A 19137-nucleotide genomic window follows, 5' to 3' on the forward strand; every position below is an offset into this window, starting at 1 on the left:
TATAAAAAGAAGAATATGGGAACCATTAAATTAATGCACGCCAAACTCCATCAAGTTCGGGTGACAGAAGCCAATGTTAATTATATCGGGAGTATTACCATTGATCAAAATTTAATTGAACAAGTTGGCATTCTTCCCCTCGAAGAAGTGGAGATTGTTAATTTAAGCAATGGGAAACGCTTTTCTACCTATGTTTTTCCAGGGAAACGAGGAAGCGGTGAAGTTTGCCCCAATGGAGGTGCTGCTTTACTCTGCTCTAGAGGAGATATTTTAATTATTTATGCGTATGAAATGCGAGAACGCGCCGAAGTTTTAAAAAATGGGCATCAAGCCAAAGTTTTAGTCGCCGATGAAAACAATAATTGTCAGCAGTTTTTCGAGCAATCTTTAATCCCTAATTCTGAGCATCAAGAGGTAGAATTCCATTCTGTAGAAACGATTACAAGGATTTCTGGACATAATAAATTTGAGCATTTTTATTCTTATTTTATTTAATAAATATCAACAATTTTATTAATAAAAATAATTAAGTTTTTTAAATTGGTTATTAAAGCTTTACACCAGTCCGCATTAGGATTCAATTCCGCATTTTCTATAATAAGTCAATTTGAATCGAGCCTTATCAAAATTTTTACTTTATTTTTATATATTCATGGTTAAGATGCGTGAATTCACTGATTAACTAAGTTGTGATTTCTGCACTTAAATAAATGACATTGTTTTTTTATAGCTGTGTTATTATAGCGGACAAAATTTTAGGCTCAGGACACATTAAACAATGATTAATTTTACTAATGTCACGAACAGTGCTGGTATTACTTGGACTGGAGAAAGAGGAGGTTTATCTTCAGCTTGGACAGACTTCAATGGGGATGGACTACCTGACTTATGGCTTACCTTTCATAGTGTCAGTTTTCCAAACTCAAGACCCAAACTTTTTATCAATAATGGAAATGGAACATTTACAGAAATAGGCTCTGAGCTTTTTGGAGGATTTAAATTTTATTCTGATGCACATGGCTCGGCTTGGGCAGATTTCGATAATGATGGGGATCAAGATGTATTTAATATTGTAGGAGGCGATCGAGGTACGGGCGCAGATCCTAGTCTTTTTTTTATTAATCAGGATGGAACACTTAAAGAAAATGCCGCACAATTGGGAGTAGATTTTCCCGATGGACGGGGTCGATCGCCATTATGGTTGGATTGGAATAACGATGGAAAATTAGATTTATTGCAGCTTAATGAAACACGTTCTGATGGACAAGCACCGACTACTTTATTTGAGCAGACTAGCAATGGTTTTATTGATATTAATAATTCGACTGAACTCCCTGCGATCAGTGCTGATTATGCTCAAATGACGGACTTATTTAATGATGGAAAACTAGATCTTATATTTAGCCATCAGGGAGATATACCTTGGCAGATCTATACCAGAAATAATGAAGTTTTTCAAAATATTAGCTCTCAGTTTCCTATTTTTAGAGAAATTAGAGATTTTGCCATTGCTGACTTTAACGGCGATTTAGTGAACGATATTTTCGCTGTTCGCTCCTCGGTGCTAATAGAAACTACTGAGTCTCAGGTATTCCAGGGAGAGCCTAATGTGGCTTTTGCTCAACTAAAAGCCAATGCAGGACAAGCGGGAGTCAGCTTTATTACATCAGGAAATGTGACCTTTGATTTTTCGCGTCGTAAAGATGAATTAAAAATTGAAACCGCCAATATTTATCTTGGTGCGAATGGAATTAATCCATCAAGCCAAGCCTTGATCTCGTCAAATTCCTCTAATAGCTGTGGGTGTGCTACTTGTCAAGCTAGTGCCTTGACTTTATCTCAAGCTTTGACTTTATCGCCCAATGATCCTAATGTCATCGGAATTAAAAACATAACCTCTAGTTCTCCAGCAGGACTATATATTGGTTACGATCCTGCGACGCAAACCTGGCAAGCGGTTAACTTAAACAGCAGTGGCACTAAGCAAATTCAATTAATGATTGAGACCGCTAACCCTCTATCTAACTTAACTTCAATAGGCTTTACGAATCCCGATTTATCAACCGTTGGGGCATTACAACCCGTTTTTGTCACTTATGATCCTCAAACGGGAAAATATGTAAACCGCGCCTTAGCCGCAGGACTAAATATGTCCATTGCGGGTAAATCTGTGACAAGTGGCGACTTTGATAACGATGGAGATATTGATATTTTCGTGGTTCGTGCTAGTCTTGTTGGTGTAGGTAATCTTCTTTACGAAAACCAAGGGAATGGAACTTTTATTGAGGTTCCCCAAGCGGCAGGTGCGACGATCGCTCCATTAGGGGCTCATTATGGTCAATTTAATGTCCTTTTGAATGCCGTTACTGCTGATTACGATCAAGATGGATTTCTTGATATTTACGTTTCTCATTCTAGCCGAGAAGCTACCCAAAAAAATTATCTTGGACTGCCGCCCCAACTTTATAAAAATCAGGGTAATAGCAATTCATGGCTCGAAATTGACTTAGAAGGGGTCGTCTCTAACCGCGATGGCATTGGTGCTAAAGTTTTTGTGACTGCGGGAGGCAAAACCCAACTACGCGAACAGAATGGCGGGCGACATCAATATGGACAAAACTTTCAGCGTCTGCACTTTGGCTTAGGTAGTAATACTGTAGTTGACAAAATTGAGATTCAATGGCCTTCAGGAATTATTCAGGAGATGAGAAATGTATCCGCCAATCAAATTTTAGACATTGTTGAATCAACCTCTAGTCTGACCCCACAAACGATTAACGGCACACTTAATAATGACAGTCTCGTTGGTGGAATAACGAAAGATACAATAATAGGTTATCAGGGAAATGATTTACTGATCGGTAATGCAGGTAACGATCTATTGGAGGGTAACATCGGTAATGACACCTTAGATGGGAGTGCGGGGAATGATACCTTAATTGGTGGTAATGAAAACGATTCTCTCATGGGCGGTAGTGGCAAAGATCAACTTGAGGGTGGTAATGGAAACGATACTCTTAATGGTGGGTTTGGTAAAGATACCCTCATTGGCGGCAAAGGAAATGATATTTATGTCGTGGACGATCCTGATGATGTCATTATTGAAAATAGTAATCAAGGGAGAGATACCGTCGAGACGACCCTTTCTTCTTGGACGTTGGGCGATAATCTAGAAAATCTTACCTTAAGCAGTAGCTCTTCTTTTGAGAAGCTAACCATCAATTTTGTGGTCAATGGGACAGGAAATAATCTCAATAATAAGATTATTGGTAATCAGAATCCAAATCTTTTAGCGGGTAAGAATGGCCATGATACTCTCATGGGCGGTCATGGCAATGATACTCTCACGGGCGGTCATGGCAATGATACTCTCACGGGCGGTCGAAACGCAGACCAATTTACTTTTAATAACGCCAACGAACAGGATGACACGATTACTGATTTTAAGAAATATCAAGGCGATAAAATTGTTGTCTCTGCTGCTGGTTTTGCTGGGGGACTTGTTCTTGGTGTTCTAAATAAAAACCAATTTCTTTCAGGTAAAGGAATTAAAGAAGCTGCTACTACCACGCAACGCATTATTTATAATACGACCAAAGGTACGTTGTTCTTTGATGCCGATGGGAGTGATAGTACTTCAATTCCTATTAAAATAGCAACTCTAAGTGGTGCGCCTTCTTTAGTTAATACCGATATTTTAGTCATCTAATCTCTAAAGTTCGATTGTTCCCACCAAAAAATAAGTTTTTTTGTACTATTGTGATATCCTAACGATATTATAACTTACGCCTCACTTTAATAAATAATATTATTCAAATAGATGACGATTAAGTAATGATGTGTAATCATGGCATTTAGATAAATAACTTAATCATGTATATAGTTAGACAGATTACTTTGTTTAATGACTAAATTTGTGTGAAAATACTGACAAAAAAACAAATAAAATTAAACTATGATTCAATTTATTGATGTCACGAATAGTTCTGGAATTGCTTGGAGTGGGGAAAATAGCGGTTTTTCGACAGCATGGATAGACTTTAATAGTGATGGACTACCCGACTTATGGGTTACCCCTCATGGCTTCTCTTTACCGAATATCGCTCCGAAACTTTATATTAATAATGGAAATGGAACATTTACAGAAGTAAGCGATCAGCTTTTTGGCGGATTTCAATTTAACTCCGATACACATGGCTCGGCTTGGGCGGATTTCGATAATGATGGTGATCCAGATGCTTTTCAACTGGTGGGCGGCGGTGTTGGTACGGGTGCAGATCCAAGCCTTCTTTTTATTAATGAGAATGGAACACTCAAAGAAAATGCCGCACAATTAGGCGTAGATTTACCCGAAGGGCGAGGCCGCTCACCTTTATTATTTGATTGGAATAACGATGGTAATTTAGATTTATTAGAGGTCAACATAGCGCGTCCTGATGGTCTAGCACCGACCACTTTATTTAAGCAGACCAGCAATGGTTTTATTGAGATTAATGAATTAGTAGGACTGCCTCCGATTGCTGCTGAATGGGCTCAGATAGCGGATCTATTTGGTGATGGAAAGCCCGATCTGATTTTTGGAAGTGACCCTTTAAAGGTTTTTACTCAAGAAAATGAAGTTTTTCAGGATATTAGTGATCAGTTTCCCGTTATTAACAATATTCATGATGTGGCGATCGCTGACTTTAATGGCGATTTAATAAACGATATTTTCGCTGTTCGCGGCCTACCAACTAATGAAATCTCTCAGCTATTTCAAGGACAGTCTAATGTCGCTTTTGCGATACTAATTGCTGATGCAGGACAAGCCGGAGTCAGCTTTACTACTTCAGGAGATGTGACCTTTGATTTTTCAAGCCGTATTGAGGGCGTAGCAATTGACTCTTCGAGAATTTATTTGGGTGCGAATGGAATTAGTCCATCAAGCCAAGCTTTGATCACTTCAAATCCATCTAATAGTTGTGGGTGCGCTACTTGTCGAGCTAGTGCATTGACTCTATCTCAAGCTTTGTCTTTATCGCCCAATGATCCTAATGTCATCGGCATTAAAACTATAACTTCTAATTCTGCACCAGGATTATATATTGGTTACGATCCAGCGACGCAAACTTGGCAGGCGGTTAACCATACCAGATTTTTCACGAAAAAACTTCAATTAACGATCGCCAGCACTGACCCTATATCTAACTTAACGCCAATCGGCTTTACAAATCCAGATTTATCAACCCTTGGTGCATTACAACCCGTTCTCCTCATGTATGATCCCCAAACAGGGCAATATGTCGATCGTACCGTAGAAGCCGGATTAAGTCTGCCGATGGTGAGTAGAGCGATGACATCTGGCGACTTTGATAACGATGGAGATATCGATCTTTTTGGGACTCGTGCTGGTATGGTCAGTGTTGGCAATATTCTTTATGAAAATCAAGGAGATGGGACTTTTGTTGAGGTTCCCCAAGCCGGAAGCGCGACAACCAGCGCAATTGGGCTTCATGACCAAGGGTTTAATGCTAATTTAAGTGCTATTACTGCTGATTATGATCAAAATGGCACTCTCGACATCTTTGTGCCTCATTCGGCTCTCAGAAACACTGAAAAAAACTATCTCGCACTCCCTCCTCAACTTTATCAAAATCAGGGCAATGACAATTCATGGCTCGAAATTGACTTAGAAGGGGTCGTCTCCAACCGTGATGGCATTGGTGCTAAAGTTTTTGTGACGGCGGGAGGCGTGACCCAACTACGCGAACAAAACGGCGGGCGACATCAATATGGACAAAACTTTCAGCGACTGCACTTTGGCTTAGGTAGTAATACTATAGTTGAGAAAATTGCGATTCAATGGCCTTCGGGAATTATTCAAGAGATCAACAATGTATCCGCCAATCAAATCATAAATATTGTTGAATCCACTGCTAGTTTAACCCCACAAACGATTAACGGCACATTTAATAATGACAGTCTCTTTGGCGGAATAACAGATAATACAATATTTGGTTATGAAGGAAATGATTATCTTAATGGCGGTGCAGGTAACGATTTATTGCGGGGTCATCTTGGTAATGACACCTTAGATGGTGGCGCTGGTGATGATACTCTATTTGGCTCTCTTGATTCCGATCGTCTTTTGGGCGGTAGTGGCAATGATCAACTGAATGGTGAAGGGGGTAATGATACTCTTATTGGTGGGTTTGGTATAGATACCCTCATCGGATTAAAAGGAAATGATACTTATGTAGTGGATGATCCCAACGATGTCATTATTGAAAATGTCAATGAAGGAAGAGATACTGTTGAGACGACCCTTTCTTCTTGGACGTTGGGCGCTAATGTAGAAAACTTGACTTTTAGGAGTAGTTCTTCTTTTGCTAAGTTGACGAGAAATTTTTTCATTTATGGAACTGGAAATAATCTTAATAACATTCTTACTGGTAATCAAAACCCCAATATTTTAGAGGGGAATAATGGTAATGATACCCTCATTGGTGGTAATGGAAATGATATTCTAATTGGTGGGATAGGTGCCGATAGATTTACTTTTAATATTCTCAGGAATCAGATTGATACAATTACTGATTTTGCGAAAGAGCAAGGAGATAAAATAGCTATTTCGGCCGCAGGTTTTGCTCTGGATCTTGTTCCAGGGCGACTTTCTTCGGGCCGCTTTCTCTCAGGTGCAGGCATTACAGAAGCCGCTAATATCAATCAACGCTTTATCTATAATACAACGAATGGCGCTTTATTTTTTGATGCTGATGGGAGTGAAATTACTTCATTGCCTATTCAAATAGCCACTCTGAGTGGCACTCCTTCTTTGACTCATACTGATATTGTTATCTTCTAATTTCTTGATAAATATTAATTTAATATGTTATTGTAGTAAGTCAAGCGTCAAGTACAGACGAAACCAAAGCGCGTCTATACACATTTTTTATAGGATTTAGTTATTAAATCGAGTCATTAATAGGACACAAGCAAATTAAATATGTTAAAGGTCGTTTTATTTGATTTTAATGGAGTGATTATTAATGATGAACTGATTCACCAAGAATTAATCGAAGATATTTTACTCGGTGAAAACTTAACACCCAAAGCTTCTGAGTTTCAAGAACTCTGTTTAGGAAGAAGCGATCGCAGTTGTTTAAGAGATATTTTAGCTCGTAGAGGTCGCATCGTTTCTGAAGATTATCTCACAAAATTGATTAATTCAAAAGCATTATCTTATCAAAATAAAATTGAAAAGCTCGAAAAATTGCCCCTATATTCAGGTTTAGAAACTTGTTTAGAAAAAATTATCAATAAAGGTTTAAAACTTGGTTTAGTGACTGGTGCTTTACGTTCGGAAGTTGAATTAATCTTACAACGCGCTGTGCTTTCACGATATTTTGATATTATTGTATCAGGTGATGAAATTATTAATAGTAAACCGAATCCCGAAGGTTATTTACTAGCCGTAGAGCGTTTCAACCGTTTAGATTTTAACCTCAGATTACAACCATCTGAATGTTTAGTGATTGAAGATAGTCCGGCTGGAATTGAAGCGGCAAAACGAGCAGGTATGCAGGTTGTAGGGATTGCTAATACTTATCCTTTTCATTTTATGCAACGCTTATCAAATTGGGCGATCGATTATCTCAAAGATTTAGATTTAGAGCGCATAGAAACAGTATTTAATCGAATGAGTGCATAATTATCTCAAATTTGGACAAATTCTCCCCAAACCGATGTAGGGGTTTGGAAACCAAACCCATTTTGTATAAGAATTTGGTGTGACAGTATAATGATCAAAGATAGAGATGCAATTATATTTCGTCTCTACTGCCATATGTTGCGTTACAGTATAATCTTTATGCAAATCATAAGGTACATTTGGAAGGCGTTGGATTACAGTCATTCTTTTATGGCTTGGAATTTATTTTTGGCTTTTATTCCCTTAGTTTTAAGTATTTTTCTCTTTCGATTTTCACAAAAACGCTCTTTATTTTGGTGGTTTATTTTCCTAACTTTTTTGGCATTTTTACCGAATGCGCCTTATGTTCTCACTGATGTAATTCATTTAATTGACTTAATTCGTTTTGGGTTTTCTGTCTGGATTATTACTTTAGTTCTAATTCCTCAATATACTTTCTTTATTTTGGCTGGCTTTATTGCTTATGTTTTATCGGTGATTAATTTGGGATTTTATTTAGAAAACCAAGGATATAGAAAATATGTTTTATCTTCCGAATTAATCATACATCTTCTATCTGGAATTGGTATTTATCTAGGTCGTTTTCAACGCTTTAATAGTTGGGATTTTGTCACTCGACCGATTTATTTATTAAAAATTAGTATCGAACAGTTAACCGATAAAGAGCCGATTCTTGTCATTATTATTACAACATTTGTCATTACTTTTCTCTATTGGTTACTCAAACAAGTTATTTTAGGGCTTGAACTAAGATTTAAAGAAAATCGTTAAATAATGCTAGTTTAAATAGTTTTTTCGACTTTTTGTCTATTAAGCAGACGTTCTCTTTTTTGTTTCCGTAGTTCTGCTTCTATCATGGCAATGAATTCATCAAGTTGTAAATTAAGTAAATCTAATTGATGATTAGATTCTCTCAATCCTTTTAAACTTTGTTTTCTAGCTTCTTCATTAGGAACTGTTCTTTGTTGAGTCATGGTATATTTCAAATTCTTTTACAATTTAGCCATAATTAATCTTTATTCTCGATGCCATTTAGTGCCACCACCGGGTTGATCGATTAGAATAATACCTTGTGATTTTAACTCATCTCGAATACGATCGCCCTCAGCAAAGTTCTTATTTTTTCTGGCTTCGGCGCGTTGTTGGATCAAAGATTCTATTCGTTCATCACTTAATATCAAAGAATGTTGCTCAATTCTGAAAGCTTCTTCTTCCATAGAAAAAGTAGCTGATAATGGCTGTTTTAGCACTTCTAGTCCTAAAACTTCCGATAATTTAACTAAAGTATGCCATTTTTCTTTTAGGCTTTCTGAAGATATTTCTATATTTCCTTGATGAACAAATAAATTCCTTTCTTTACGAATTTCTTTAGCCAATTCAAATAAAATGGCTAAACCACCAGCAAAATTAAAATCATCATCAACGGCTTCATTAAAACGATCGACATAGGAATCAATAAGTTTATTATCACCTGTCCAACCTAATTGTTGTCCGAATTGTTCACCAAAAAGTAACCCTTCTTTTAGGGTAGTCCATCCGTTAGTCGATGCTTGTAATGCTTCATCGGTAAAATCTAGAGGTTTACGATATTGTGCTTGGAGAATAAATAAACGAACCGCATTTCTGTCATATTTATCCAGTAATTCCCGAATCGTAATAAAATTACCCAAAGACTTCGACATTTTCTCGCCGCCGACTTTCACCATTCCATTGTGCATCCAATAGCGGGCTAAAGGCTTTTCTGTAGCCGCTTCAGATTGAGCGATTTCATTTTCGTGATGGGGAAAAACAAGATCACTACCCCCCACATGAATATCTATTGTCTCTCCTAGATGTTCTCTAACCATTGCAGAACACTCTATATGCCACCCCGGACGACCGTTACCCCATTTTGACTCCCAAAACGGTTCATTAGGTTTAGCGGCTTTCCAGAGGGCAAAATCATTCATGTCTTTTTTCTTTTGGGCTTCGGGATCTTCTGCGTCAACTCGGCCACTTGCGCCAACGATGAGATCTTCTAGTTTACGTCCTGAAAGCTTGCCATATTCAGTAAATTTACGCACAGAATAATAAACGTCACCTTGGGACTCGTAAGCAAAGCCTTTTTCTTCTAATTCACAGACGAGACATTTAATGCCATTTAGGGTATGTGTAGCACGGGGATAGACATCGGCTTGTCTAACACCGAGTCTTTCCATATCTTCAAAATAAGCAGCGATGAAGCGTTCTGAGACATCTTCCATTGATGAATTTTCTTTGTTTGCGCGGTTGAGAATTTTATCATCAATATCGGTAAAATTCTGCACATATTTAACCTGATAGCCACGCCATTCTAAGTACCTTCGTACTAAATCCCAAATTACACAAGTTCGCGCATGACCCAAATGGCAATAGTCATAAACCGTGATGCCACAGCAATACATCTGAACCTGATGGGGTTTGAGTGATGTAAAAGATTCTTTTTGACGAGTGAGAGTGTTATAGAGACATATAGTCATGACGCATTATTAAAATTATTCTGGGTTGACCCACATTAAGGTCTGTCCGTATTCTACAGGTTCGCCATTATCGACAACAATTTCCATAATTTGTCCTGCGACTTCTGCTTCTATTTCGTTCATTAGCTTCATTGCTTCAATGATACATACTGTTTGACCATTGCGAATCCGATCGCTTGTATCAACAAAGGGAGCTTCATCGGGGGCTGATGCACGATAGAAAGTGCCTACCATCGGTGAGGTAATAGCGACCCATTTTTTATCAACTTGGGATGCTGTCGGTTCGGTGGGAGTTGGTTCAATTTTTGGCGGAGGTGGGGGCGCGACTGGCGTTGTTTGTATAGGAACAACGGGTATTGGAAGATCGACAGAGGGACTTAATACTGTTGTACCCTTGCGTACCGTCAGTTCAAAATCATCACTTTTTAGGATCAGTTCCGTAATATCTGTTCTCGCTATTGCCGTTAACAGTTCTCGGAGTTCATTATAGTTAATTGACACTAATTCATCCCCACTACTTTGCGGTAATTAGCGTTAGTTGCCTGAAAAGAAGAAAATTTTAGACAACTAACTTGGTAATTTTTTATTTTATTCCCGTCCCAAATATGAGCCATCGCGGGTATCTACTTTAATACGTTCTCCAATTGAGATAAACAAAGGTACCATAATTTGCGCTCCTGTTTCGACAATGGCTGGTTTTGAGCCTCCTGTCGCGGTATCGCCTTTGACACCTGGATCAGTCTCAGTGACTTCTAGGATAACGGATGTCGGCAGTTCAACTTCTAACACCTGTTCATTCCAAAAGACAATATTAACTTCCATGCCTTCTTTAATAAACTTAACGCGATCGCCTATTTTATTGGGGGCTAAAGTTGCTTCTTCAAAAGTCTCCATATCCATGAAGACATATTGATCACCTTCTTTGTAGGTGTGTTGCATGGTTCGCTTTTCTATAGACGCTTGTGGGACGGTTTCGCCAGCGCGGAATGTCCGTTCTACTACGTTACCCGACTGGACATTTTTTAGTTTTGTCCGAACAAAGGCAGATCCTTTACCTGGTTTAACATGGAGAAATTCCACAACCCGCCAGACCGAACCATCTAATTCTATGGTGACACCGCTCCGAAAATCGTTGCTCGAAATCATGAAATGCTTTTTCAGCTTATAAGGTCAATAGATTATTTTACTAGAATTTGGAGTATTCATTAGTGATTTCTTGTCTGTATATCTCTCTTGTGCCTCTTGACAAGGGTAGAACTAAAAACATACAAGTATTTTGTGTGTGGCGCGGTTATTTTTAATCCAAGAGAAATTGATGAAACCCATAAATGTTCTGAAAGGCGATCGCTTTTCTGTATTTAGCAAAGTTTGTCTAGTGGTGGTTCTTGTTTTATCCTTCTGTTTTAGTTTTAGTGAAGCGGCATGGACACTCAATGAACAAAAACCCATTTTGATTAGTTTTTTAGCCCAAGGGGATGCGGTGACTGATCCTGATGCTATTTTACGCAATGCTCTACCGATTGATAATAAACCCGTGCGCCAGTTGCAGGGTGCGATCGAAGATATTGCCAAAAATCTTAAAGCGAAACGTTGGGGACCGATTAAAAAAGATGTTAAGGATGCTTCTTTTGTTGTCAAGACCAAAACTGATGCAATTTTAGCCAGTGTTTCAGAGTCTCGTCAATCTCTTGCCCAAGACGTACTAGAGCGAATTAAAGGTGAGTTAATTCAACTCGATGACTCGGTGACCGTTCAAGATCGAGAAGCGGTTATGAGCTTTTCTAAAGCCATTTTAGCGCAGATTACGAATCTAGAAGAATTGATGGTTCAAGGATTTCCTTATGAGATCCCCTCCCAATACGCTAATTTACCCCAACTCAAAGGACGGGCAACAGTTGAAGTCAAAACCACTAAAGGTGATATGACTATTGTAGTCGATGGATATAGCGCCCCGATTAATGGTGGCAATTTTGTTGATTTAGTACAAAGAGGTTTTTACAATAATTTACCGTTTATTCGCTCTGAAGATAACTTTGTCGTACAAACGGGTGATCCACTAGGTGCAGAAGATGGGTTTATTGATCCTAAAACCAAAAAATATCGTTCTATTCCCTTAGAAGTAATGGTTAGAGGGGAAGAAAAGCCTTTTTATGGTGCAACTTTAGAAGATTCGGGAATTTATTTACCTGAACTCGTTCTCCCTTTTAATTCCTTTGGTGCAGTTGCTTTAGCTCGTCCCTCTACCGATCCGAATGGGGGATCGTCTCAATTTTTCTTCTTTAAATTTGATAATGAATTAACTCCACCTGGATTTAATCTAATGGATGGACAATATTCGATCTTTGGCTATCTCGTCAAAGGAAAAGAAGTTCTTGAGGAAATCACAGACAAAGATAAAATTATCTCGGCGGCGGTGGTTGATGGAAGTCAGAATTTAAATCAGCCCTAGCATTAATACCGCCAGTGAATAGAATTCACGCATCTTAAGCTAAAGTCCATTAAAATGGACTAAGAACATTGAAAAGGAGTCGGTTTGAACAAGGGGCTGTCTGGGCGACCAGCTTGTAAGCCCCGCCGACTTTAGCTGTAAGACAGGGATTTTAATCCTTGGCGGACTAATTACCCCTATTAAATCTTCATCTTCCATTGGCGCAATCAAAAAAACTTCGGTTTAACTTCTTTTACCCTTAGACAGTAAAATTAAGAGAGCAGTCGGTTGGTTGAACACAATTAGACATGGTTACATTAGGCTCTCAAGCAGTTGTTTCTCAGTTTTTTGATCTGACTTCTTATCTCAAAGAACGTCAGAAGCTCGTAGAAGAGGCGTTAGATCAGTCTCTTCCTATTATTAGACCAGAAAAAATTTATGAATCAATGCGCTATTCTCTGTTAGCAGGAGGAAAGCGACTTCGACCGATTTTATGTTTGACAACCTGCGAACTGATGGGCGGCACGATCGAAATGGCGATGCCTACTGCTTGCGCTTTAGAAATGATTCATACAATGTCATTGATTCATGATGATTTACCCGCGATGGATAATGATGATTATCGTCGAGGAAAATTAACTAACCACAAGGTTTATGGCGAAGATATCGCTATTTTGGCGGGTGATGGTTTATTAGCCTATGCGTTTGAATATGTGGCGACTCAAACTCGTAATGTGGCACCTCAAAAAATTATTGAAGTGATTGCCCGTTTAGGCCGTACAGTGGGGGCAGCAGGTTTAGTTGGTGGTCAGGTATTGGATTTAGAATCAGAAGGAAGACAAGATATTACAACCGATACTCTGACGTTTATCCATACCCATAAAACGGGAGCTTTGTTAGAAACTTCGGTGGTTTCGGGTGCAATTTTAGCAGGTGCATCCGATGAGGATGTTCAGCGTTTGTCTCGCTATGCTCAAAATATTGGTCTAGCGTTTCAAATTGTCGATGATATTCTAGATATTACGGCAACTCAGGAAGAATTAGGCAAAACGCCCAGAAAGGATCTACAAGCTCAAAAAGTAACTTATCCGAGTATTTGGGGTATTGAAGCATCACGAGAACAAGCTCAAGCATTAGTAGATGAGGCGATCGCCCAATTAGCGGTTTATGAGGAAAAGGCTGAACCACTACGAGCAATAGCTAATTATATCGTTACTCGTAAGCATTAAGACCGCCAGAAACTATTTATGCAGGAGTTTAATCAAATCTTTAATAATCATATTTTAATTATCTCGATCGCAGCTTGTTTGATTGCCCAATTGCTAAAGCTGATTATTGAACTGATCCGTCATGGTAAAGTGAATTTAAAGTTTTTAGTAACTACGGGTGGTATGCCTAGCGCACACTCGGCTTTAGTCAGTTCTTTAGCGACGGGTGTCGGTTTAAAAGAGGGTTGGGATAGCGCAGGATTTGCGATCGCTTGTCTGTTTGCTGTAATTGTTATGTATGATGCAGCCGGAGTACGTCAAGCCGCCGGAAAACAAGCTCGCATTCTCAATCAGATTTTAGATGGTTTCTTTCAAGATGGCAAAGAAGTCAACGAAGAACGTTTAAAAGAATTATTGGGTCATACGCCTTTTCAGGTATTAGTCGGTTTAGCATTAGGTGTCGGGATCTCTTTGATGGCAGCACCAACACTTTAAATTAATTATTTTAGTTATGATTCGCCTAATGCCTCAATTGCGGCTTCAAGTGCGATCGCTATATGTGTCCAATGAGTCCCCCCTTGGCAAAACACAGTATAGGGTTCTCTGAGTGGCCCATCGGCGGAGAATTCGGAGGTACTGCCATCGATAAATGTCCCACCAGCCATAACTAATTCGCTCTCATAGCCTGGCATGGGGGCAGGTACGGGGTCTAGATAAGACCCTATGGGTGAATGGCGTTGGATCGTCTTACAGAAGGCAATCAGCTTATCGGGTGAACCGAGTTGGATCGCTTGAATAACATCGCGTCGCGGAACCAACGGAGGCGGGTTGACGGGGTAGCCAAGTTGCTCGAACACGTAGGCGATTAAATGACTGCCTTTAACCGCTTCTCCGACCATTTGCGGGGCGAGAAATAACCCTTGGAAGAGGAGACGATTTTGGTCAAAGGTTGCCCCACCTTCTCGACCGATACCAGGAGAAGTTAACCGACAGGCCGCCGCTTCGACGAGTTCCGCTTTTCCCGCAAGATAACCCCCTGCTGTAACAATAGTTCCCCCTGGATTTTTGATTAAAGATCCTGCCATTAAATCGACTCCAACGGCGGTGGGTTCTCTTGTTTCGATGAATTCCCCATAACAATTATCGACAAAACAGACGGTATTCGGGTTTTGCTGTTTGATGATATAGACTATTTTTTCGATTTCGTCAATAGATAAACTTTGTCGCCAAGAATAACCGCAGGAACGCTGAATTAACGCTAAACGGGTATTGGTACGGATTCCCGTATCTAAGGCAGTCCAGTCAATCGTTCCATCTGGAGTTAGTTCGAGTTGACGGTAACTAATCCCAAAATCAGCCAGTGATCCTTGTCCTGTTCCTCTAATGCCGATGACTTCTTCGAGGGTATCATAGGGCGAACCTGCTACGGCGAGCATCTCATCACCAGGTCGCAAAACACCGTATAAAGCACAGGCGATCGCATGAGTTCCAGATACGAATTGTACCCTAACTGCTGCTGATTCGGCTCCCATTATTTCGGCGAATACGTGATCTAAAGTTTCGCGTCCTAGATCATCATGACCATAACCACTAACACTCGAAAAATGATGTACACCAACACGATGATTTTGATAGGCTTTGAGAACTTTTTTGAGATTTTGCTTGACCTTGGTGTCTATTTCGGAAAAAATAGGCAATAGTACTGTTTCGGCTGCTTCTAGTAGTTTTGAACTGATCATTTTGCAATTGAGATTAACTTTTTTTATTCAATCTATCTCTTTATATGTTTAGAATGTCCCTGGTTGCGGCGTTATTTTCAAGGTAGGGTAAATGCCCCATTAGAATGACATCATTGTTGACTAAATGATGTTACTGTTTAATGAGGAATTATCCACTTTATCTAAAAATTGTAAATTGTGTTGTGTTTCTTACACAACCTTATTAAACTTAATTACCATTCAGGTTGCTACATGACTGTTGCTCAATCAAAAAATTACCCTTTAGACTGGAACATTATTTCATACATGGCGTTTGTCCACTCAGTGGCCTTACTGGCTTTTCTGCCTGCTTTTTTTAGCTGGAAAGCTGTTGGAGTAATGTTCTTTCTTTATTGGGTTACTGCGTGTCTTGGAATCACGATTGGATTTCATCGTATGGGGGCTCACCGGAGTTTCCAAGCACCAAAGTGGTTAGAATACTTCTTTATACTTTGTGGAAGTCTGGCTTGTCAAGGTGGACCACTAGACTGGATTGGTTTACATCGTATTCATCATAAACATTCAGATACTAAAAACGATCCTCATGATTCTAATGAAGGTTTTTGGTGGAGTCATTTCGGTTGGATGATGTATCACCTTCCCGCTAATGATGATATTCCTCGCTACACCCAGGATATCTCCAACGATCCCTTTTATTTATTCTGTCAAAAATATTTTGTTTTAATTCAAGTCGCTTTAGGACTTTTGCTTTTTGCTATCGGTGGTTGGCCTTTTGTTATTTGGGGTATTTTTGTTCGCTTAGTCGTTGTCTTCCATGTTACTTGGTTAGTCAACAGCGCGACTCACAAATTCGGTTATGTTAGTCATCAATCAGACGATAATTCTAAGAATTGTTGGTGGGTGGCACTACTTTCTTTTGGTGAAGGCTGGCACAATAATCATCATGCTTATCAATATTCTGCTCGTCACGGTTTACAGTGGTGGGAAATTGATCTGACTTGGATGATTATCCGTTTCTTGCAAATTATCGGTTTAGTAACTGATGTTAAGTTAGCCCCTTCTGCTAAACAATAAAGCTTACCTTAGTTTGGTTTTTTTAGACGCAATATCGCGTCTTTTTTTATGTCAATGTTTTGGCTTCTTGTACCCATTTTTGTACTAAATCAACGGATGGACATAAATCTTGTCGTTGCAAATTAGCGACTTGTAAGCGCAAAATCTGACGATGAATTCGATAGACGGGAGTTTGTCCAAGTTGAATGACTGATGCAATTCCTGAATGTAACAATAAACCACAATATTGACACCCGACACTGGGAATTCTCGCTAAATCGGCTAAGGCTGCCCATTTATTTATATACTGTGTATGTAATTGCAGTTGACTGGCTAAAGATTGTTTTAAGTCGGGGTTTTTGGTTTTTGCTAATAACTGTTGTGTTGTCGTCACTCCACAAGATTTGAGGTTGTCTTGTTGTTGTTGACTCAATCCTGGGAGTTGTTCAATGTTCCAATAATTAGATTGTACCATGACAGTAAAATCGATCGTATATGGGTCTATTTTTAACTCTAGCGGATTGACATATTTTTTCGCAGTGACGGAGATAACCAATCATAATAGTGAGGATAGACGGGTAGACGGGGAATTAATTTCCATCCTGCGGACTCTAAAAGATTAACAAGGGTTTGATGCAATAAATGAGGATAGTCGGGGTTGACTTCATCTTTAGGACTAATACCTCCTAAGTCGGTCGCTCCTGCTTCTAGACATAAGAGTAAAATATTTGGAGAAGAAATTAAGTTAGGTGGAATCTGAATAGCAATACTTTCGGGTAATATTTCTCTCGCTTTTTTTACAATGTCAGGAAATTGATCTAAAGTAAATTGGGATTCCGTCAGACTTTGATGACTACCGACGCAATGAGGTTGTAGAATGACTTCTTGTATATGTCCCCAACGGGATTGAATCGCGGTAATTACTTCTAGAGTATCCCATCGATCGGTTTCAGTTTCGCCTATTCCTAAAAGTAATCCTGTGGTAAAAGGAATTTTTAACTCACCTGCCCATTCTAACTGTTGTAGTCGGACTTCGGGAATTTTAGAGGGTGCGTGATGATGAACGGTTTTTAATAATTTGGGTGTGATTTGTTCTAACATCAATCCCATCGACACATTGACTTGTTTTAATTGTGCCATTTCGTTATAACTTAGTGGCCCTGCATTGGTATGTGGAAAAAATCCCATGTCTAAAGAGAGTTGACATAAATCATAAATTCTTTGAAACCAAGCTTTTCTACGAGGTGACTGGGGATGAACTTCACCGCTTAAAATAAGAATTTCTGAGACGCTTTGAGGTTGGAGAGAATGTAGGATTTTTTGGGCTTGTGATAAAGATAACCAATCATCTTGACTTGGAGCGACGCGAAAGTTACAGTAAGTGCAACGATTAAAACATTCATAAGTCGGAACTAGAGTATAAGACGGACTGTATGTAATGGTCTTAAGCATTTTTTGGTTTAAGTTAGCTTCCAGTTTTTTGTAAACTAAGAGTAGTAATTATCTGATTTATCGTAACTCTTATTTCATGACCATTTCTTTGAACCAAATTGAAACGGAACTGCAAACCTTACAACAAGAGGCGAAAAGTGCGATCGCACAAACTGACTCTTTAGACAACTTAGAACAGCTACGGGTGAATTATCTGGGAAAAAAAGGCAAACTTTCTCTTATCTTACGAGGAATGGGTCAGTTAAGTGCAGAAGATCGACCGCGCATCGGTTCCTTAGCAAATGAGGTCAAAGAAGAGTTACAGTCTCAATTAGACCAACAAAATCAAATTCTTCAAAACGCCCAAATTCAAGCCAAATTAGCCTCTCAAACCCTTGATGTTACATTACCCGGTGTCAGTCGTCCTCTAGGTCGTTTGCATCCACTTAATAGTACAGTCGATAAAATGCTTGACATTTTCGTAGGTTTAGGCTATACAGTAGCAACCGGGCCACAAGTCGAGACAGATTATTATAACTTTGAAGCATTAAATATTCCGGCTGATCATCCTGCTAGAGATATGCAGGATACCTTCTTTTTTAGTGATGGGCGACTTTTAAGAACCCACACTTCACCAGTGCAAATTCGTTATATGGAAACCCACACCCCACCCATACGGATTGTAGCACCGGGTCGAGTTTATCGTCGTGATACAGTAGATGCAACACATTCGGCGGTGTTTCATCAAGTGGAATTACTCGCAATAGATAAAAACTTGACGTTTACTGACCTTAAAGGCACACTTAAAGAGTTTTTGCGTCAAATGTTCGGCGCGGAATTACCGGTTAAATTTCGGGCTAGTTATTTTCCTTTTACTGAACCGTCAGCCGAAGTCGATGTACTTTGGCAGGGAAAATGGTTAGAGGTGATGGGTTGCGGGATGGTCGATCCAAACGTCATGAAAGCAGTTGGCTACGATCCGGAGGTGTATACTGGGTTTGCGGCTGGTTTTGGAGTAGAACGGTTTGCGATGGTACTCCATCAAATTGATGATATTCGCCGTTGTTACAACAGTGATTTGAGATTTTTGCGACAATTTTAAGTAAAGATT

General features: G+C 39.3%; 17 protein-coding genes. 10 read left to right on the plus strand and 7 right to left on the minus strand.

Annotated elements, in window-relative coordinates:
* Positions 1-15: 15 nt before the first annotated feature.
* From panD to C7H19_RS13045, 5 genes are all read left to right on the plus strand, one after another.
* Positions 16-495, plus strand: a complete 480-nt coding sequence (gene panD / locus C7H19_RS13025; RefSeq protein WP_106457315.1) for an aspartate 1-decarboxylase — start codon at positions 16-18, stop codon at positions 493-495.
* Positions 496-778: 283 nt separating this feature from the next.
* Positions 779-3709, plus strand: coding sequence for a CRTAC homolog protein (locus tag C7H19_RS13030; RefSeq protein ID WP_106457316.1), 2931 nt, complete (start codon positions 779-781; stop codon positions 3707-3709).
* A 246-nt stretch (positions 3710-3955) separates the two neighbouring features.
* Positions 3956-6844, plus strand: coding sequence for a CRTAC homolog protein (locus tag C7H19_RS13035; RefSeq protein ID WP_106457317.1), 2889 nt, complete (start codon positions 3956-3958; stop codon positions 6842-6844).
* Between the two features lie 141 nt (positions 6845-6985).
* Positions 6986-7690, plus strand: a complete 705-nt coding sequence (locus tag C7H19_RS13040) for an HAD family hydrolase (RefSeq protein ID WP_106457318.1) — start codon at positions 6986-6988, stop codon at positions 7688-7690.
* 210 nt (positions 7691-7900) lie between these two features.
* Complete coding sequence (locus C7H19_RS13045) at positions 7901-8461, plus strand: DUF1361 domain-containing protein (RefSeq protein ID WP_245927497.1); 561 nt, start codon at positions 7901-7903, stop codon at positions 8459-8461.
* 11 nt (positions 8462-8472) lie between these two features.
* On the opposite strand, the gene C7H19_RS13050 is transcribed toward C7H19_RS13045, so the two are convergent.
* The 4 genes from C7H19_RS13050 to efp all read right to left on the minus strand — a co-directional run bounded on the left by C7H19_RS13050 (position 8473) and on the right by efp (position 11334).
* Entirely contained in the window at positions 8473-8664 is a 192-nt protein-coding gene (locus C7H19_RS13050) for a hypothetical protein (RefSeq protein ID WP_106457320.1), read from the minus strand.
* A gap of 42 nt (positions 8665-8706) precedes the next feature.
* A complete protein-coding gene (gene cysS, locus C7H19_RS13055; RefSeq protein ID WP_106457321.1) occupies positions 8707-10188 on the minus strand; it encodes a cysteine--tRNA ligase in 1482 nt (493 codons plus the stop codon).
* 15 nt (positions 10189-10203) lie between these two features.
* Positions 10204-10689 (minus strand): acetyl-CoA carboxylase biotin carboxyl carrier protein, encoded by a 486-nt coding sequence (gene accB, locus C7H19_RS13060; RefSeq protein WP_106457322.1) that lies wholly within the window; start codon positions 10687-10689, stop codon positions 10204-10206.
* An 87-nt stretch (positions 10690-10776) separates the two neighbouring features.
* Positions 10777-11334: an elongation factor P gene (efp, locus tag C7H19_RS13065; RefSeq protein ID WP_106457323.1), complete on the minus strand. Its 558-nt coding sequence runs from the start codon at positions 11332-11334 to the stop codon at positions 10777-10779.
* A 169-nt stretch (positions 11335-11503) separates the two neighbouring features.
* On the opposite strand from efp, the gene C7H19_RS13070 reads away from it, so the two are divergent.
* From C7H19_RS13070 to C7H19_RS13080, 3 genes are all read left to right on the plus strand, one after another.
* Positions 11504-12637, plus strand: a complete 1134-nt coding sequence (locus tag C7H19_RS13070; RefSeq protein WP_106457324.1) for a peptidylprolyl isomerase — start codon at positions 11504-11506, stop codon at positions 12635-12637.
* Positions 12638-12924: 287 nt separating this feature from the next.
* Complete coding sequence (gene crtE, locus C7H19_RS13075) at positions 12925-13845, plus strand: geranylgeranyl diphosphate synthase CrtE (RefSeq protein ID WP_106457325.1); 921 nt, start codon at positions 12925-12927, stop codon at positions 13843-13845.
* An 18-nt stretch (positions 13846-13863) separates the two neighbouring features.
* Positions 13864-14319: a divergent PAP2 family protein gene (locus C7H19_RS13080; RefSeq protein WP_106457326.1), complete on the plus strand. Its 456-nt coding sequence runs from the start codon at positions 13864-13866 to the stop codon at positions 14317-14319.
* Between the two features lie 14 nt (positions 14320-14333).
* On the opposite strand, the gene C7H19_RS13085 is transcribed toward C7H19_RS13080, so the two are convergent.
* On the minus strand, positions 14334-15563 hold the full coding sequence (locus C7H19_RS13085; protein ID WP_106457327.1) for a methionine gamma-lyase family protein: 1230 nt from the start codon (positions 15561-15563) through the stop codon (positions 14334-14336).
* 231 nt (positions 15564-15794) lie between these two features.
* Between C7H19_RS13085 and C7H19_RS13090 the strand changes: the two genes are divergently transcribed.
* Positions 15795-16616, plus strand: a complete 822-nt coding sequence (locus C7H19_RS13090) for an acyl-CoA desaturase (RefSeq protein WP_106457328.1) — start codon at positions 15795-15797, stop codon at positions 16614-16616.
* A gap of 46 nt (positions 16617-16662) precedes the next feature.
* Here the strand turns inward: C7H19_RS13090 and C7H19_RS13095 are convergent, their stop codons facing one another.
* Both C7H19_RS13095 and cofG read right to left on the minus strand, forming a co-directional pair.
* Positions 16663-17070 carry a DUF4332 domain-containing protein gene (locus tag C7H19_RS13095; RefSeq protein WP_106457329.1) on the minus strand — a complete coding sequence of 136 codons (408 nt, stop codon included), beginning with the start codon at positions 17068-17070 and terminating at the stop codon, positions 16663-16665.
* 38 nt (positions 17071-17108) lie between these two features.
* Positions 17109-18047, minus strand: coding sequence for a 7,8-didemethyl-8-hydroxy-5-deazariboflavin synthase subunit CofG (gene cofG, locus C7H19_RS13100; RefSeq protein WP_106457330.1), 939 nt, complete (start codon positions 18045-18047; stop codon positions 17109-17111).
* Positions 18048-18123: 76 nt separating this feature from the next.
* Between cofG and pheS the strand changes: the two genes are divergently transcribed.
* Positions 18124-19128, plus strand: a complete 1005-nt coding sequence (gene pheS, locus C7H19_RS13105) for a phenylalanine--tRNA ligase subunit alpha (RefSeq protein WP_106457331.1) — start codon at positions 18124-18126, stop codon at positions 19126-19128.
* Positions 19129-19137 lie beyond the last annotated feature (9 nt).

This window comes from Aphanothece hegewaldii CCALA 016 (genome assembly GCF_003007785.1).
Taxonomy (GTDB): domain Bacteria; phylum Cyanobacteriota; class Cyanobacteriia; order Cyanobacteriales; family Microcystaceae; genus Chroococcus; species Chroococcus hegewaldii.